A 15793-nucleotide genomic window follows, 5' to 3' on the forward strand; every position below is an offset into this window, starting at 1 on the left:
ATGCATAAACGTATCATGACAGATCGGACAGCTTTTGCGCCGAGGCGATCAGTTCCCGTAGCAACATTTGCCGCCGCGGCTCATCCGTGTCGCGGCTCACCATAAAACAAAAGGCCGCAATGGCATGGCCGCCACGCGAGAGGACCGGCGCCGCCATGCAGCAGGTAAAGCTGTCCGATAACCCTTCGGTCATGGAATAACCCTGCTGCGCGGCGCGCCGCACATCCTCAAGAAACTGCCCGCTGTCGATGGTGCGTCCGTCCGCCAGGATAAAATCCTCCTCCGGGATCAGATCGAGAATGTCCCGGGCCGAGAGGTGTCCCAGCAGCAACCGTCCTGAGGCGGTCCAGGGGATAGGCACCTTGACGCCGATATCCGAGGTGATTTTAAACGGGCGGGAGCTGCTCTCCGACAGCACCACCGTATATTTATTTCCTTCCAGTATGCAGAGCTGAACGGTTTCACCCAAACGGTTGATAAGCTCCAGCATCAACTGATGGGCGCGGCGCAGCAAATCGTTTTGCATGGCATAGTCCGCACCGTAATAGTGCATTTCCCGACCGAAAAACACACTGCCGTCCGGCAAGGTTTCCAGCCAGTCCGCTTCCGTCAGCAGGCTCACCAGCTCGTAAATACTTGACCGAGGCGCATCGGTGGATGCGATCAGTTCCCGCATGGTCATGGGTTTTCTGGCGATATGCAACTGCCGGAATAATTCAATGATCCGGTCTACTCCCCTGGCCCGAGGCGGGTTGGCTGAGGGCATGGCTGTTCTCCGTGGTATCGCCGGCCGGCGTAAAAGTGATGATGTCGGGACCGAAAGGTCAAGGGTTGCACACCGAACCGGCCGCTGGCTAATGCGTGGGGTTATCATACACGGAATTATCAATATCCACAGCGTCGGTTCATTTTTGCTTAATGATATTCCATGCACTTTTTTGGGGCCCTGTTATTTTGCATGAATCATAAGGCTTATTCCAGATGGTGAAACGGTACTGAAAAGAGTAAACGGATTAACGTGTAGACGCAGCGGGAAATAACGGCTTAATCGTGACAGTTCTGAATACGGGCATATAAATTTTGATTGGTTATTGCAAATTTAATTCTTTTATGACAGTCTGAAATTGTCCGGTATCCCGGAAACAAATCTGGTATATCGGACAAGGCGCAATAACAATTACTTAAAATAATTTGAACAAACAGGGCGGACAAAACCAGATTTTGTGGCGCGGGAGACATTTTTATGGCGATAAAACGATACGGTACCGAAGGCGGCGTGGGTACCGGTGGGCAGAAACTACCCTTTGCCCGCGCGGTTGAGGCGGACGGCTGGCTGTACATCTCCGGCCAGACGCCGATGACCGACGGCGAGATAGTGGAAGGCAGTATTATTGAACAAACCCGGCTGGCATTTGATAACTGCCTGCGCATTGCCCAAGAGGCGGGTTATGAAGCCAGCGACGTGGTGCATGTTACCGCCGTGCTTACCGATGCCCGTTATTTCGGATCATTCAATAAAGTCTTCGCCGAATATTTTTCAGCGTTTCCTCCGGCGCGTATTTGCAGCGTTCAGGATTTGGTGGTGGATTGTAAGGTTGAAGTGGATATGAAATGTTACCGCGCCGATAAGAAATAAAAATTCCTACCGGCGGGCTTGTTTAAATCCGGCAATTTCTGAATTAACAAATAATCAATTATTCGGGGGAATAAAAAATGAATTGTCTTAATTATAAGACGCATGCAGCCTGTCTTATTACCGCCGCCGGCATGCTGTCCGTTATCGGCTGCACGCCGACCGATAACGGCAAGGCGAAAGACGCCGCGCCGGCCTCCACACTGCAAACCGTACTGCAACGGGGCACGCTGCGGGTGGGGGACTGCTTGTCCTTTGCGCCGTTCGGTTTCAACAATAAAGACGGCCAGCCTGACGGCTATGATGTGGATCTGGCCAAAGAGCTCGCCAAGGATATGGGGGTGAAGCTTGAAGTGGTGGACACCACCAGCGCCAACCGTATTCCCAATTTGCAGACCAACAAAGTGGACGTGGTATTCTGTAATTTCACCCGCAATCTGGAACGGGCCAAGGAAATCGGCTTTACCGCGCCTTATGTGGTGGCCAGCGAAGCGATGCTGGTGCGTAAGAACAGCGGTATCCAGTCCGCCAAGGATATGGGCGGCAAAACCATCGCCACGGTTAAGGGCTCTACTAACGGCGATGAAGTCCGCTCCATGGGCATCCCGGTGAAGATCCAGGAGTATGACAGCTCCCAGGCCGCCATACTTGCCGTCAAGCAGGGACAGGCCGACGCCATGATTGAGGATAACAACTTCCTGGCGTACCAGGCCAAGCTCGATCCTACCCTGGTGGTCACCAACGAGGCGCTGGTACCGCTGGAATATAACGCCTTCGGCGTAAAAGCCGGCGATCAGCAGTGGATCAATTATCTCAATGAATTCCTGTTTGAAATCAATGCGTCCAAACAGAACGCCGCGCTTTATCAAAAATGGTTCGGTACGGCGCCCCGTTATCCGCTGAATCCTCAGTATTGATGACCGGCGAGGGGATTATCCGCCGACGGAGGCAGACATGAGCTATCAATGGTTAACCCTCATCAGCTATTTTGATGTGTTTCTCACCGCCGCATGGGTGACGCTGCAGGTGACGGTGCTGGCATTTATCCTGGCGATGGCGTTGGGTTTGCTGACTGCTCTGGCCCGATCCTGCCGTTTTTCCGTTCTGCGGTTTATTGCCGCCGCCTACGTTGAAATCATCCGCAACACGCCGGTGCTGCTGCAGATATTTATCGTGTTTTTCGGCCTGCCGTCCCTGGGATTGACCATGGGCGCCTGGACCGCCGGCATTATCGCTCTTGGCGTGAATGTGGGCGCGTACCTGGCGGAAGTCTTCCGCGCCGGCATTCAGTCGGTGCCGCGAGGCCAGCAGGAAGCGGCCATGATCCTCGGCATCGGACGGCGGGATATCTTTCTTCAGGTGGTATTGCCGCAGGCGGCGCGGGCGGTCTATCCGGCTATTATCAACAATCTGATCCAACTGCTGCTGGGCACATCGCTGCTTTCGGCCATTGCCCTGCCGGAACTCACCGGTACGGCAACGGTGATTAACGCCCGGACGCTGCTGTATATCCAGACCTTCACCGTGACGCTGGCGGCTTATTTGATTCTGAGCAATGCCCTGGTGTGGATTGGCGGTTTTTTGGGACGGCATCTTTTCACGCCGCCGGTAACCGCCATCAAAAAATCCGGTCCGTGGTTTGGCCGAAATAAAGTCAAAAGCGGGGGAACGGCATGAACGAGTTATTAATCACCAGCGCGCCGCTGCTGCTCAAGGGGCTGGGAGTGACGCTGCTGCTGTCGGCGGCCTCCATTATCGGCGGCACCCTGCTGGGACTGCTGGCGGCCGTGCTGCGCAGCAGCCGCAACACGCCGGCTATCGTCGTCGCCCGGCTGTATACCGAGCTGTTTCGCGGATCGCCGGTGCTGATTACGCTGATGTTCATCTATTTCGGCGTAGCCTATTTTGGCTATGACATTAATATCTTCGCCGCCGGCGTCATCGGCCTGAGCGTTTATCAGGGCGCCTATATTGGTGAAGTGTTTCGCGCCGGTATCGAGGCGGTGCCGAAAGGGCAGTGGGAAGTGGCGCAGATCCTCGGCATGAATAAGCGGCACACCTTTTTGTCGGTCATCCTGCCGCAAACCCGGCGAATCGTCCTGCCCCCGCTTATCGGCCAATATCTGTCGCTGATAAAAGATACCTCCATTATCAGCATGATCGGCATGTCCGAACTGCTGCGCCAGGGGCAATCCATCGTCGATCGCGTCGGCCAGCCGGTGGCGGTGTACGGCCTGGTGGCCGCCCTTTATTTCATTATCTGTTTTCCCATCTCCCGCTGGGTGCAGCATCAGGAAAGCAACAGGAGTCTCTTATCATGACGGCTATTGTCAGCCCCAAACCCGCCATCGCCTTAAGCGGCGTATCGAAATCCTTCGGCAGCACCCAGGTGCTCAAGGGCATTGATCTGGCGGTGAGCCCCGGCGAGGTGCTGGTGCTTATCGGCGCCTCCGGCTCCGGGAAAAGCACCGTGCTGCGCATTATGAGCGGCCTGGAAATCGCCGACGCCGGCGAAATCTGGGTCAACGACGTGCCGCTGCATGACAGCCGCCGGGCCAAGGAGATTCGCGGACATGTGGGCATGGTCTTCCAGCAGTTCAATCTGTTTCCCCATAAAACCGCCCTGGGCAATGTCACATTGGCCCTGATCAAGGCGCGCAAAATGTCGAAAGCCGACGCCGAGCGCACCGCCATGGCGGCCTTGAACCGGGTGGGCCTGGCGGACCGGGCCGGCCATTACCCTTCGCAGCTGTCGGGAGGACAGCAGCAGCGGGTGGCTATCGCCCGCGCCCTGGCGGTGGAGCCGAAGATCATGTTTTTCGACGAAGCCACCTCGGCGCTGGATCCCGAACTGGTGGGGGAGGTGACCGAAGTCATGCGCGAACTGGCCCGGGAAGGCATGACCATGGTGGTGGTCACCCATGAAATGGGCTTTGCCCGTAAAACCGCCGACCGGGTGGTGTTTATGGATAAAGGGGTAATTGCCGAGCAGGGGGCGCCGGAGCAGATTTTTGTCCATCCGCAAAATGCCCGCACCCAGCAGTTTTTAAGCCGGGTGCTTGAACACTGAGACAACCGATAGCCATCAGGACCGCCAAGCGGTCCGATATCAAGGGAAATCCATTATGTCCGATGCCACAGATTTTTATACCGCCGACGGCAGCTTGAATCCAATGACGCCGGGACCGCTGTACAAATCCGCCGGGGGAGACGGCCGCTCGGTATTGGCCGCCGCCACCCCGCTGTTTGCGGACGACGCGGTCTTTTCTCCGGTCATGATCCTCAAGCAGGCCGCCTACGAACAGAATATCGCCGCCATGGCCGACTATTGCCGCCAGCAGGGAGTGCTCCATGCGCCCCACGGCAAAACCTCCCTGGCGCCGGAACTGCTGCGGGGGGCGATACGCCAGGGGGCCTGGGGACTGAGCGCGGCCACCCCCGCCCAGGTGCGCGCCTTTCGCTCCTTCGGCATCAAAAACGTCTTTCTGGCCAATGAACTGGTGGATCCGGCGGGCATCCGCTGGATAGGCCGCTATCAGCACGACCACCCGGAACAGCGGTTTATCTGTTATGTGGATTCCCTGGCCGGGGTAAGGATACTGGAACAGGCCCTGGCGGATATTGATGTCCGCCTGACGGTATTGCTGGAAGTGTCGGTGGCCGGCGGCCGTACCGGCTGCCGCTCCCTGGCGGAGGCGCTGGATATCGCCCGTTTGGTGCGGGACAGCCATAAGCTGCAGCTTATCGGCCTGGCGGGTTATGAAGGCGCGATAGCCGGCGATCGCAGCGCCGAATCCCTCGCCAAGGTACGGGACTATTGCCGCTGGATGATGACCGTGGCCGGCGCCGTGGACGGCGAGGGGCTGTTTGAGGCGGAGCACATATTACTGAGCGCCGGGGGCGGAACCTTTTTTGATATCGTGGTGGAAATGTTCAAGGCGGTGTCCCTGTCCCGTCCCGCCCTGGTAATGATCCGCTCAGGGGCCTATATGGCCCATGACGACGGTCTTTATGCCCGCATCGCCCCGTTTGCCCAGCAAGGTTCGGCGTTTCATCTCCGGCCGGCGCTGGAAATCTGGGGCCGGGTGCTGTCGCGTCCGGAACCGGAGCTGGCCATCCTGGATTTCGGCCGCCGCGATGTGCCGTTCGACCAGGATTTGCCGATGCCCCACAGCTTCCGGGAGGCTAGCGGAGATGTGGTTCGGGACGCCCGCGGGGCATCGGTGACGGCGGTAAACGATCAGCATGCCTATTTGCGCGTGGCGGCGGACGACCCCCTGCAGGTGGGTGACTGGGTGGGCTGCGGTATTTCCCATCCCTGCACCGCCTTTGACAAATGGCGCTACCTGCCGCTGGTGGATGATAACTACGTCTGCGTCGGACAGGTGACTACCTGCTTTTAATGACTTTTTTTATCTGCGCTGGTCGTCGGTGATAGCCCATCATCGAAGGCTTAAGCGCAGGAAAACGTATGTTGCAAAAAAAGCTGTAATCCTGTCCTAACATGGAATGTCTGATACCGCACTTTGCGGGAATATTTCATAAATTCAACGAGTGATTTGTATCTAAAACAATCACTGTTCGTTAAAAAACCAAATTTGCAAGTTCCAATGCTTGGACTCCTTTAAAGTAAGAATTAATGGATGGGTGATATCAACTACCCATTCTCTGATCTGCTTTAATGATTGTCATTTTGTCCGTTAATGCCTTTGGATTGACATTTGCCTAAACTGATAGATTAAGGAAGAAAAAAGAATGATAAATTCCAACCCTCATTCCGTAATGGGTGCAACGTTTTGTCCGGTATCTACTGAAGAAAACCCTGATGATAAAGGGTTGGCGATGATTGCTAAAACCATCAATGTAAGCAATACCCCTTCAGCGATGCCGCAGTCGACTTATTCTCGAAGCGCCAAAGATAATGTTAAGCCAAAGTACACCCTATCTTATTTTCATGCCGCATACTCTGGGAAAAATAATTTTACTTTAAAACATAAATATCATCCTGTGGCTGTATTTGGCTTAAGGAAAAAACAAGATGATCTTAAATTTCTTTTGGAAAAAGGTTTAGGATTAAAAAGGGTAAAAACAATTAATATACTTAATACACAGATAGGACTTAATGGACCGCCCCAACCCTGGGAAAAACTTGGTTATCCCTCCAAAGATCTTTTTGATCGTTCTATTGAAAATATTTCTAAAATCAGTGTTCGCGCGCCTTCGCAACCCTCAAAAAAATCCCATGGAGACTTAAAATCCCGTTGGAAAAATTATTTATATGCCAATAAGGAAAAGCTTGATCCCATCATCCGAATCAGAACTCTTCTTATGCAAACTGCGGCTAATGGCAATAAAGATAATCTGGAACAATTTATTCTTAAAAACACTGAAGCAGATTGTAATATAGATGAGCTGTGCAAACATCTTAAATACCTTATCCTTAAGCTTGGTTGTAAAAACAGTGCTGAGTTGGAACAGGCCTTGGAGTCTTACAAAACAGAGAAAGGGGAATTATTACTGTCATCCGAAAACTATAAGGATTTATATCATCTCTATAACTTTCATTTTTTTAGAAATACCAGCAAGCTGGGTTTGGAGTTTTTTGCCGAGGAGCGCTTTGATATTGCGTACGCATGGAATACGGAGGAAAACGCTGAAATTAACCTCGACGAGGCAAACTATAAACCGTGGAAAAATGGAAAGAGACGTGACGACATACATTTAAATCGACCCGTGCATGAATGGATTACATATTCAGAAATTCGATCAATTCTACGTGATAAAAATTCCGTATTTTCTTCCAATAAACCTTTTAAGTTTTTCTTTGCGTTCGATTATCGCATGAAGAGATTTAATGTTGAAATGGCGTCGTCGTTACGTTCTGATCATTGGGTTAAGCTCTAACAAGTTGTAAAGGTACATTCATAGCGAGGTGCCCCGCCATCGGCTGCGTCAGCTATCCTTATTATTCAGGAAACATTTTATGACGGGGGGATTTCATGGCAAAGCTGACCAGCGATTTTTTTGTTGAGCGCCTGCGGGCCTGGGGCGTGACCCGGATATTCGGCTACCCCGGCGACGGTATTAACGGCGTGCTCGGCGCGCTGCAGCGGGCTGAAAAGCGAGGGCAGGGCATCGAGTTTATCCAGGTGCGCCATGAAGAGATGGCGGCTTTTATGGCCAGCGCCCATGCCAAGTTTACCGGCCAGATCGGCGTCTGTCTGTCCACCGGCGGCCCCGGCGCCACCCATCTGCTCACCGGCCTGTACGATGCCAAAATGGATCATGTGCCGGTTCTGGCCATTGCCGGCCAGGCGGAGGCCACCGCCCGCGGTTCCAATTATCAGCAGGAACTTAATCTCGATCGGATATTCGCCGATGTGGGCAGTTTTGTTCAGGAGGCCGCTTCTCCCGCCCAACTGCGCCATCTGACGGATCGCGGCGTGCGCATCGCCGTGGCCCAGAACGGCGTCACGGTGCTGGTGTTGCCCAAGGACGTGCAGGATGAACCTTGGCAGGAGCCGCAGCAGGCCCATGGTTTTACCCGCTCGGGTCCCGGATATCAGCGGCCGAAAGTGGTGCCTTACGAACAGGATCTGCAGCGGGCGGCTGATGTGTTGAACGCCGGTAAAAAAGTGGCGATTTTGATTGGCGCCGGCGCGCGCGGGGCGGCGGTGGAAGTGGTGCAGGCCGCCAACCTCCTGGGAGCCGGCGTGGCCAAGGCTTTGCTGGGCAAAGATGTGCTGCCGGACGATGCGCCCTTCGTCACCGGCTCCATCGGCCTGCTGGGCACCGAACCCTCGTCGGATATGATGAAGGAGTGCGACACGCTGCTGATGATCGGCACCGGTTTCCCCTGGGCGGAATTCCTGCCGGCGGACGGACAGGCGCGGGCGGTGCAGATTGATATCGATCCGTCGATGCTGGGACTGCGTTATCCGGTGGAGGTGAATCTGCACGGGGATGCGGGCGAAACGCTGCGGGCGCTGCTGCCGCTGCTGCGCCATAAAGACGATCGTCGCTGGCAGGAAAACATCGCGTTGGGCGTCAAAGCCTGGTGGCTGAAGCTGGAAGATCGGGCCATGGCAGAGGCGCATCCCGTCAATCCGCAGCGGGTGGTGTGGGAAATGTCCCCGCTGTTGCCCGAAAACGCCATCGTCACCTCCGACTCCGGCTCCTGCGCCAACTGGTTCGCCCGGGATTACCGGGTGAAACAGGGCCAGCGGGCGTCGCTGTCGGGAGGGCTGGCCTGCATGGGGGCGGCGGTGCCTTACGCCATCGCCGCCAAATTCGCCCATCCTTCGTCGCCGGTGGTGGCGCTGGTGGGGGACGGCGCCATGCAAATGAATAACATGGCCGAACTTATCACCATCAAGAAATATTGGCAGCGCTGGCAGGATCCGCGGCTGATTGTCTGCGTGTTCAACAACGAGGATTTAAATCAGGTCACCTGGGAACAGCGGGTGATGGAGGGCAATCCCCGCTACCCGGCCACCCAGTCGGTGCCGGACGTGGGCTATGCCCGTTTTGCGGAATCACTCGGCCTGAAGGGCATCTTCGTCGACGATCCCGCCAGACTGCATGGCGCCTGGGTGGAAGCCCTGTCCGCCGACCGGCCGGTGGTGCTGGAGGTCAAAACCGATCCCGAGGTGGCGCCCCTGCCGCCGCACATTACCCTGGAGCAGGCAAAAGCCTTTATGTCTTCCATGGCGAAAGGCGATCGCGGCGCCGGGAAGGTGATAGCCGATACCGCCCATCAGATTTTGCACGGGATAATGCCGGGCAAGTCTTAATGGTGCATAAATATTTGTAGCGCACCATTAAAACTCTTTATTTCCCTTATGGGACGTATTCCCTATGCTGGATCCATACGCACCGCAACCCAGCAATAGAGGATCGATGATGTCAGCACCCAAGCGTACCTTTGTTCGCCATGCGCTCCCGGCGCTTTTATTGACAGTCTGCGCCGCCGGCCTGTGGCATCCGTCGCCGGCGCTGGCCGCCGAAACCCTGCGCCTGGCCCATGCCTCCAGCAGCGACAGCCTGATCAACCAGGCGATGGTGCGCTTTGCCGCCGAGGTGAAAGAGAAAACCAATGACCGGCTGGAAATCCAGATCTTCCCGGACGGCCAACTGGGGGATGAAGGCGCCATTGCCGATTCAGCCGGCTCCGGCGCCATCGCCATGGGGCTGGGCGGGGTGGTGGACGCCATCGATCCGCGCCTGAACGCGGTGTCGCTGCCCTTTCTCTTCAAGGATGCCGACGCGGTGCATCATTTCCTGGACAGCGCGGCGGGCAAAAAATTCCTCTCAATGGGTGAGGACCGCGGCTATGTGATGCTCTCCGCCCTGGACTCCGGCTTTCGCCAGTTCGCCAACAGCAAGAAAGCCATTGTCGAGCCCGCCGACCTCGCCGGATTGAAAATCCGCACGCCCCCCAATCCGGTGATCCTCTCCACCATCAAGCAGTTGGGCGGGTTGCCCCAATCTATTCCCTTCGGCGAGGTGTACACCTCTTTGCAATCCGGCGTAGTGGACGGTATTGAGCCCGAACTGCGGGATTTCAGCGATCAGCGCTGGTACGAAGTGGTCAAGCACGTCTCCATGGCCAACTATATCTGGTCGGCGAATTTCTGGTATATGAATAAAGCCGCCTACGACGGCCTGGCGGCCGCCGACCGCCAGGCGCTGCAACAGTCCGTGGCCGATACCACCGCCTGGTACCGTGACCAGTTGTCCCAGGTCTACGCCAAGCTCACCGAGCAGTTGAAAAGCAAACAGGTGGTGTTCAACGATGTCGACCGGGCGGCGTTCCTGGCCAAGTCCGGTCCGGTGTACGACCAGTTCTCCAAGACCTGGGGCGCGGACTTTATCAAACAGCTGCGCGCCGACGCCGCGGCCGAGTAACGCATCATGACGACGCTCCATTATGCCCGGTCCAGCGGACCGGCCTGGCTCCGGCAGTTGCTGATGTGGGCGGGCTGCCTGCTGTTTTTGCTGACCCTCGGCTCGACGCTGCTGGGTATCGTCGCCCGCTATTTCGGCTGGAACGGCGTTGAGTGGACCTTCGAGACCGCCGAGATAAGCTTTATCTGGGTCACTTTTATCGGCGCGACGCTGGCGGAACTGCGCGGGGAAAACGTGCGTTTCACCAGCCTGGCGACGCTCCTTCCCGTTGCGGTTCAACGCGCGCTGGATCTGTTCGCCACGCTGGTGCTGCTGGGATTGAGCGGCTGGCTGCTGCAAAGCGCCATTCGCGTATTGGACGGCTCGGGCCGGGTGCCGACGCCGGTCATGCGTCTGCCCAGCGGTATCATCACCTTATCGCTGGTGAGTTTCTCCGCCATGCTGATGTTCGTTTCCCTTTGGCGCATCTGGCACTTTTTCCGTAAGGGAGCGGCTGAATGACCGTTATTATCCTCATCGCGGCGTTCTTGATTTTATTATGCGCCGGCGTCCCCATCGCCTGGTCCATCGCCGGCGGCAGCCTGGCCGCCCTGGCGCTGGGGGATTTCCCCATGCCGCCTACCTGGCTGGCGCAGCAGACCATCCGCGGCGCCGACACCGCGTCGCTGATTGCCATTCCGCTGTTTTTGTTCGCCGGCGAACTGATGAACCGCGGCGGGCTGACCCATCGCATTATGCGGGTGGCGGAGCATCTGTTCGGCCATTTCCGCGGCGGGCTGGGCCTGGTGAACGTGGCCACCGCCTTTGTCTACGGCGGGCTTACCGGCTCCGCCACCGCCGACACCAGCACGGTGGCCAAGGTAATGATCCCCATCATGGAGAAGATGGGGTATCCGCGCGACTTTGCCGCGGCGGTCACCGCCGCCTCAGGTACCCTGGGTATCGTGGTGCCCCCCAGCGTCATCCTGCTGCTGTATGGGGTCCTCACCAACACTTCCATCGGCGGCCTGTTCGTGGCGGGTATCGTGCCCGGCTGCCTGCTGGCGCTGGTGTTTATGTTTACCGCCTGGGTCATCGGCGTGCGTGAAAACTTCCCCCGGCTGGAAGGCCGCATCGATTTTCCGCAGTTTTGGCGCGATCTGTGGCGGGCCTTGCCGGCCATGTGCATGCCGGTCTTCGTGCTCGGCGCCATCGTCGTCGGATTTGTGACCGCCACCGAAGCGGCCGGATTATCGGTGGTTTATGCGCTGTTGGCGGGCGGGGTATTTTACCGCGAGCTTTCCTGGCGCGATATTATCCCGGCCATCGTCGAATCGGTGGCCATCACCGGTTCGGTGATGATTATCATGGCGGTGGCGGTTCCCTTCGGCTGGCTGTTGACGGTGACCCAGGTGCCCCATATGGCGGCCGCATGGATCACCTCATTGCACTGTGGTCCGCTGGTGACCGTGCTGCTGGTGATTTTGCTGCTGAAAGTGGTGGGCTTCTGGCTTGATTTGGGGCCGGCCATGATCATCCTGGCGCCGATCCTGGTGCCTATCGCCAAACAGGCCGGACTGGCGCCGTACCAGATCGGGCTGATTTTCACCTTGACCCTGGGCTGGGGGCTGTTTACGCCTCCGGTGGGCAGCAATATCTTCGTGGTGTGCAACGTGGCGAAAATCGATATCGGCCCGGTATCCCGCCGGCTGATCCCTTTTTGGATAGCCACCGCTTTCGCCATCGCGCTGCTGGTGCTGTTTCCTTCCTTAACCGAGTGGTTGCCCGCATTGCTGGGTTACTGACGCGCTATTTGATACGAGAACCGAGATGACACATTTAGTGGGTGGAATATCCAGCGCCGGCCGCGCTTTGCCTGAAATCGACGGCCGACCGCTATTGATTGAAAAAGCCGCTGGTCCCTGGCTCTGGGATCGCGACGGTCAACGTTATATCGACACCGCCCTGGGCTTCGGCGCCACGCTGCTGGGGCATAACCCGCCGGAAGTCCTGGACGCCCTGCGGCAAACCCAGGAAAAGATGCTGATGCCCGCTTATTCCCATGGGCTGGAGGAAGAGGCGGCGACGCTGTTAAGCTCGTTTACCGAAGAATTGGACCAGGTTATTTTCGTCAATTCCGGCAGCGAGGCGGTTCATCTGGCCGCACGCGCCGCCCGCGCCGCCACCGGCCGCCATAAGGTGGTGAAATTCGCCGCCGGTTATGACGGCTGGTTCGACAGCGTGGCATTCGGCAACGCCGGCACGCCGGACGCGGCGATGTCGCAGCCGGCGCGTCCCGAAAAAGAGGGCATGCTGCTGCTGCGCTACAATGATTTCACCGATGTGGATCGGTTATTCGCCGACCACGGCGATATCGCCGCGCTGATTGTGGAGCCGGTCATGGCCAATGCCGGCTGCATCGAACCGGCGCCCGGCTATTTGCAGTATCTGGCCGACAGCGCCCATCGCCACGGCGCCCTGGTGATTCTGGATGAAGTGCTGATGGGGTTTCGTCTGCATGCGGGGCTGACCGGACATTTGTTGGGTATTGACGCCGATTTCGCCACCGTGGGCAAAGCCATCGGCAGCGGCACGGTAGTGGCGGCGCTGTTGGGAAAATCGGCTTATATGTCGGTATTTGAACGCGGACTGGCGACGCGGGCCGGCACTTACAGCGGCAATCCGCCGGTGTGCGCGGCGGTGATAGCCACCCTGACAACGCTTAAAAACCGGGATTACCGGCAACTGCTGCGTCAGGGGGATGGGCTGCGCCAAAAAATCATCGACGGCTGCCGGGCCCGAGGCACGGCGCTATGCTCCACCGGCTACGGTTCGGTGTTCACGTTCTGGCGTTCAAATGTGCCGCCGCTGGATTACCGGCAAGCGGCGGCAACGGCGGACAAAGCCTGGAGCCTCAAGCTGCATTTCGCCCTGCGCCGCCGCGGTATTTTGGTGATGCCCTTTGCCTTCGGCCGCTTTTACCTTTCATTCAGCCACGATGAAGCGGTGCTGGAAACCCTGGCCGCCGCCTGCATTGAGTCGATTTCTGAATTGTCTGAATAGGCCGCCGCATCACTGTCCCTATCGCGGCGAATACCGGGCAGCCTGGATGGACCGCGGCGTGAAGCCCGCTTTGCGGCGATCACCTGACAATCTGAATAGGCCGCGGTATCCCCGCCGCGGGCTGGGAGATAAGCTCGCGGATAAACTGCGCCAGCCGCCGGGTGCCCACATGGGCATCGGCGGGCAGCAGCAGCGCCAGATCGAGGGGTTTTAGCGCCGGCAGGCGGTCATTTTGTCCTAAGATGCGCCAGTCCGGTGAAATCACCGAGGCCGGCAGCACCGTCAGCGCCGCCCCCACGCGCACCGCGGTTTCCACTCCGGTCAGGTGGGAAGAGGTGCAAACGATGCGCCAGCGCAGCCCGGCCTGGTCCAACGCCGCCAGCACCTGCGGCCGCGACCGGCAGCCATCGGGGAACAGCACCATCGGCAGCACCGATTGCCGCTCCGGATAGCAATGTGGGGCCGTGCACCAGAGCTGGGCTTCATGGCGCAGGAACTCCCCCTGTTCCTGGCCCGGCTGGCGGGTGACTATCGCCAGATCCAGATGGCCTTCCTCCAGGGATTTTTGCAGCTTGAAGGAGAAGTCGCTGACGATTTCCACCTGAAGCTGCGGATTGCGCTGGGAGAAGTTCTCAATCAGCGCCGCGCCCACGGTGCCCAGGTAATCATCGGGCATGCCGATACGGATGCGCGTCCTGGCGTCATAACAGCCCAGGGCGGACAGCGCCTCCTCTTCCAGCATCCGCATCTGGCGGGCGTAGCCGATGAGTTTTTCACCGGCGGGCGTGAGGGTGATGCCCTGGCGGGAACGCTCCAGCAGCCGCTGGCCGAGATGTTTCTCCAGCCGGCTGAGCATGATACTCACCGCCGCCTGGGTTTTTCCCAATTGCTCGGCGGCGGCGGTAAAACTGCCGTGATCGTACACGGCGACAAAGGCGGCAAGGGTATCATTATCGAGATGGCGCATAGTGCTTTCCGGTGGAGAAACAGGCAGTGGAGCAATGCAAGATTTATTCCAGATTCCTCCAGGTAACTCGCCTTCCATTCCGGCATGGCTTGCGGTCCTCACACCGGCGCCGGAAGCGTTTCATGGGCTCTGCGCGCAAATGCCTCTCCGCCGGCGTCGAACAGGTGCGCATGGCGCGCCGGGATAAACAGGCCCACCTCATCGTCCAGGCTAAGCTGCCGCTGCTCGCCGTGGCGCACCACCAGCGTCTCGAAGCCCGGCACGGCGATATAATAATAGGCCGCTTCCCCCAGGTGCTCGATATGCTGGATCCTGCCAGACAAATGCGCCTCCCGCGGCGGGCATAGCTGCAGATGCTCAGGGCGTATGCCGACTTTCACCTCATCCCGCGCGGCGGCGGCGGGGGCGGCCACATGCACCCTAACCACCTGCGTTCCCGCCAGCATAACCTGCACGCCTTCCCCGTCGCTGCCGATAAACCGGGCGGGCAGGAAATTCATCTTCGGCGAACCGATAAATCCCGCCACGAATTCATTCACCGGATGATGGTAAAGCGTCAGCGGATGTCCCACCTGGGCAATGGAACCCTTGTTCAGCATCGCCGCGCCGCTGTTAAGCAGTACTATCTTATCCGCCAGCGTCATGGCTTCCACCTGATCGTGGGTCACATAAATCATGCTGTTGCCTAACTGATGGTGCAGCTTGGCTATTTCCACCCGGGTGGCTACCCGCAGCGAGGCATCCAGGTTCGACAGCGGCTCGTCGAACAAAAACACCTCGGGATCCCGCACGATGGCGCGGCCGATAGCCACCCGCTGGCGCTGGCCGCCGGACAGCGCTTTGGGCAGCCGCGCCAATAACGGCTCCAATTGCAGAATCTTCGCGGCGTTCAGCACCCGGCGCTGGATTTCTCCTTTGTTTACCTTGGCCAGCTTCAGGTTAAAGGCCATATTGTCGAAAATGGTCATGTGGGGATAAAGCGCATAGCTTTGAAACACCATGGCCACCCCGCGTTCCGAGGGCGGCAGTTTGTTCACCAGCCGATCGCCGATATAGATTTCCCCCTCGGTAATGGTTTCCAGGCCGGCAATCATACGCAGCAGCGTGGATTTGCCGCAGCCGGAAGGGCCGATAAAGACATAAAATTCCCCATGCTTGATTTCAAGGGAGACGTTATTAATCACCGGCGTGTCGTGAAAGCGCTTATTGACATTATTCAGGCGTATGGTGGACATGGTCCGGTT

Annotated in this window: 15 protein-coding genes; 12 read left to right on the forward strand and 3 right to left on the reverse strand. The window is 57.7% G+C overall.

What is annotated here, in order from left to right; all coding sequences use genetic code 11:
* Positions 1-13: 13 nt before the first annotated feature.
* A complete protein-coding gene (locus ACL2XO_RS13145; protein ID WP_413742906.1) occupies positions 14-766 on the reverse strand; it encodes an IclR family transcriptional regulator in 753 nt (250 codons plus the stop codon).
* Positions 767-1243: 477 nt separating this feature from the next.
* On the opposite strand from ACL2XO_RS13145, the gene ACL2XO_RS13150 reads away from it, so the two are divergent.
* The 12 genes from ACL2XO_RS13150 (at position 1244) to ACL2XO_RS13205 (ending at position 13582) form a co-directional block, all read left to right on the forward strand.
* Complete coding sequence (locus ACL2XO_RS13150; protein WP_132921911.1) at positions 1244-1636, forward strand: RidA family protein; 393 nt, start codon at positions 1244-1246, stop codon at positions 1634-1636.
* Positions 1637-1767: 131 nt separating this feature from the next.
* Positions 1768-2550 (forward strand): transporter substrate-binding domain-containing protein, encoded by a 783-nt coding sequence (locus ACL2XO_RS13155; protein WP_413726929.1) that lies wholly within the window; start codon positions 1768-1770, stop codon positions 2548-2550.
* A gap of 37 nt (positions 2551-2587) precedes the next feature.
* On the forward strand, positions 2588-3310 hold the full coding sequence (locus tag ACL2XO_RS13160) for an amino acid ABC transporter permease (RefSeq protein ID WP_203521705.1): 723 nt from the start codon (positions 2588-2590) through the stop codon (positions 3308-3310).
* Positions 3307-3954: an amino acid ABC transporter permease gene (locus ACL2XO_RS13165; protein WP_132921908.1), complete on the forward strand. Its 648-nt coding sequence runs from the start codon at positions 3307-3309 to the stop codon at positions 3952-3954. Before ACL2XO_RS13160 ends, ACL2XO_RS13165 begins: the two co-directional genes overlap by 4 nt.
* Complete coding sequence (locus ACL2XO_RS13170; protein WP_132921907.1) at positions 3951-4703, forward strand: amino acid ABC transporter ATP-binding protein; 753 nt, start codon at positions 3951-3953, stop codon at positions 4701-4703. Before ACL2XO_RS13165 ends, ACL2XO_RS13170 begins: the two co-directional genes overlap by 4 nt.
* Before the next feature lie 55 nt (positions 4704-4758).
* On the forward strand, positions 4759-6036 hold the full coding sequence (locus tag ACL2XO_RS13175; protein ID WP_413742907.1) for an alanine racemase: 1278 nt from the start codon (positions 4759-4761) through the stop codon (positions 6034-6036).
* A gap of 352 nt (positions 6037-6388) precedes the next feature.
* Positions 6389-7537, forward strand: a complete 1149-nt coding sequence (locus tag ACL2XO_RS13180) for a hypothetical protein (RefSeq protein ID WP_413742908.1) — start codon at positions 6389-6391, stop codon at positions 7535-7537.
* Between the two features lie 95 nt (positions 7538-7632).
* On the forward strand, positions 7633-9426 hold the full coding sequence (locus ACL2XO_RS13185; RefSeq protein ID WP_413742909.1) for a thiamine pyrophosphate-requiring protein: 1794 nt from the start codon (positions 7633-7635) through the stop codon (positions 9424-9426).
* A gap of 106 nt (positions 9427-9532) precedes the next feature.
* Positions 9533-10540, forward strand: coding sequence for a TRAP transporter substrate-binding protein (locus ACL2XO_RS13190; RefSeq protein ID WP_413742910.1), 1008 nt, complete (start codon positions 9533-9535; stop codon positions 10538-10540).
* A 6-nt stretch (positions 10541-10546) separates the two neighbouring features.
* Positions 10547-11041 carry a TRAP transporter small permease gene (locus ACL2XO_RS13195; protein WP_132921903.1) on the forward strand — a complete coding sequence of 165 codons (495 nt, stop codon included), beginning with the start codon at positions 10547-10549 and terminating at the stop codon, positions 11039-11041.
* Positions 11038-12324 carry a TRAP transporter large permease gene (locus ACL2XO_RS13200; RefSeq protein WP_203521698.1) on the forward strand — a complete coding sequence of 429 codons (1287 nt, stop codon included), beginning with the start codon at positions 11038-11040 and terminating at the stop codon, positions 12322-12324. Before ACL2XO_RS13195 ends, ACL2XO_RS13200 begins: the two co-directional genes overlap by 4 nt.
* Before the next feature lie 25 nt (positions 12325-12349).
* Positions 12350-13582, forward strand: a complete 1233-nt coding sequence (locus ACL2XO_RS13205) for an aspartate aminotransferase family protein (RefSeq protein ID WP_132921901.1) — start codon at positions 12350-12352, stop codon at positions 13580-13582.
* A gap of 79 nt (positions 13583-13661) precedes the next feature.
* Here ACL2XO_RS13205 and ACL2XO_RS13210 read toward each other — a convergent pair whose 3' ends face one another.
* Positions 13662-14549 carry a LysR substrate-binding domain-containing protein gene (locus ACL2XO_RS13210; protein WP_413724246.1) on the reverse strand — a complete coding sequence of 296 codons (888 nt, stop codon included), beginning with the start codon at positions 14547-14549 and terminating at the stop codon, positions 13662-13664.
* 98 nt (positions 14550-14647) lie between these two features.
* Positions 14648-15784, reverse strand: coding sequence for an ABC transporter ATP-binding protein (locus tag ACL2XO_RS13215; protein WP_132921899.1), 1137 nt, complete (start codon positions 15782-15784; stop codon positions 14648-14650).
* Positions 15785-15793: the final 9 nt, after the last annotated feature.

The organism is Sodalis sp. RH15, from assembly GCF_047324255.1.
In the GTDB taxonomy this organism is placed as follows: Bacteria; Pseudomonadota; Gammaproteobacteria; order Enterobacterales; family Enterobacteriaceae; genus Acerihabitans; species Acerihabitans ligni.

What these genes read in the sequence shown, in the direction of transcription:
- ACL2XO_RS13145 (WP_413742906.1), bottom strand. Translation starts at nt 766, where the DNA reads ATGCCCTCAGCCAACCCGCCTCGGGCCAGGGGAGTAGACCGGATCATT.
- ACL2XO_RS13150 (WP_132921911.1), top strand. Translation starts at nt 1,244, where the DNA reads ATGGCGATAAAACGATACGGTACCGAAGGCGGCGTGGGTACCGGTGGG.
- ACL2XO_RS13155 (WP_413726929.1), top strand. Translation starts at nt 1,768, where the DNA reads ATGCTGTCCGTTATCGGCTGCACGCCGACCGATAACGGCAAGGCGAAA.
- ACL2XO_RS13160 (WP_203521705.1), top strand. Translation starts at nt 2,588, where the DNA reads ATGAGCTATCAATGGTTAACCCTCATCAGCTATTTTGATGTGTTTCTC.
- ACL2XO_RS13165 (WP_132921908.1), top strand. Translation starts at nt 3,307, where the DNA reads ATGAACGAGTTATTAATCACCAGCGCGCCGCTGCTGCTCAAGGGGCTG.
- ACL2XO_RS13170 (WP_132921907.1), top strand. Translation starts at nt 3,951, where the DNA reads ATGACGGCTATTGTCAGCCCCAAACCCGCCATCGCCTTAAGCGGCGTA.
- ACL2XO_RS13175 (WP_413742907.1), top strand. Translation starts at nt 4,759, where the DNA reads ATGTCCGATGCCACAGATTTTTATACCGCCGACGGCAGCTTGAATCCA.
- ACL2XO_RS13180 (WP_413742908.1), top strand. Translation starts at nt 6,389, where the DNA reads ATGATAAATTCCAACCCTCATTCCGTAATGGGTGCAACGTTTTGTCCG.
- ACL2XO_RS13185 (WP_413742909.1), top strand. Translation starts at nt 7,633, where the DNA reads ATGGCAAAGCTGACCAGCGATTTTTTTGTTGAGCGCCTGCGGGCCTGG.
- ACL2XO_RS13190 (WP_413742910.1), top strand. Translation starts at nt 9,533, where the DNA reads ATGATGTCAGCACCCAAGCGTACCTTTGTTCGCCATGCGCTCCCGGCG.
- ACL2XO_RS13195 (WP_132921903.1), top strand. Translation starts at nt 10,547, where the DNA reads ATGACGACGCTCCATTATGCCCGGTCCAGCGGACCGGCCTGGCTCCGG.
- ACL2XO_RS13200 (WP_203521698.1), top strand. Translation starts at nt 11,038, where the DNA reads ATGACCGTTATTATCCTCATCGCGGCGTTCTTGATTTTATTATGCGCC.
- ACL2XO_RS13205 (WP_132921901.1), top strand. Translation starts at nt 12,350, where the DNA reads ATGACACATTTAGTGGGTGGAATATCCAGCGCCGGCCGCGCTTTGCCT.
- ACL2XO_RS13210 (WP_413724246.1), bottom strand. Translation starts at nt 14,549, where the DNA reads ATGCGCCATCTCGATAATGATACCCTTGCCGCCTTTGTCGCCGTGTAC.
- ACL2XO_RS13215 (WP_132921899.1), bottom strand. Translation starts at nt 15,784, where the DNA reads ATGTCCACCATACGCCTGAATAATGTCAATAAGCGCTTTCACGACACG.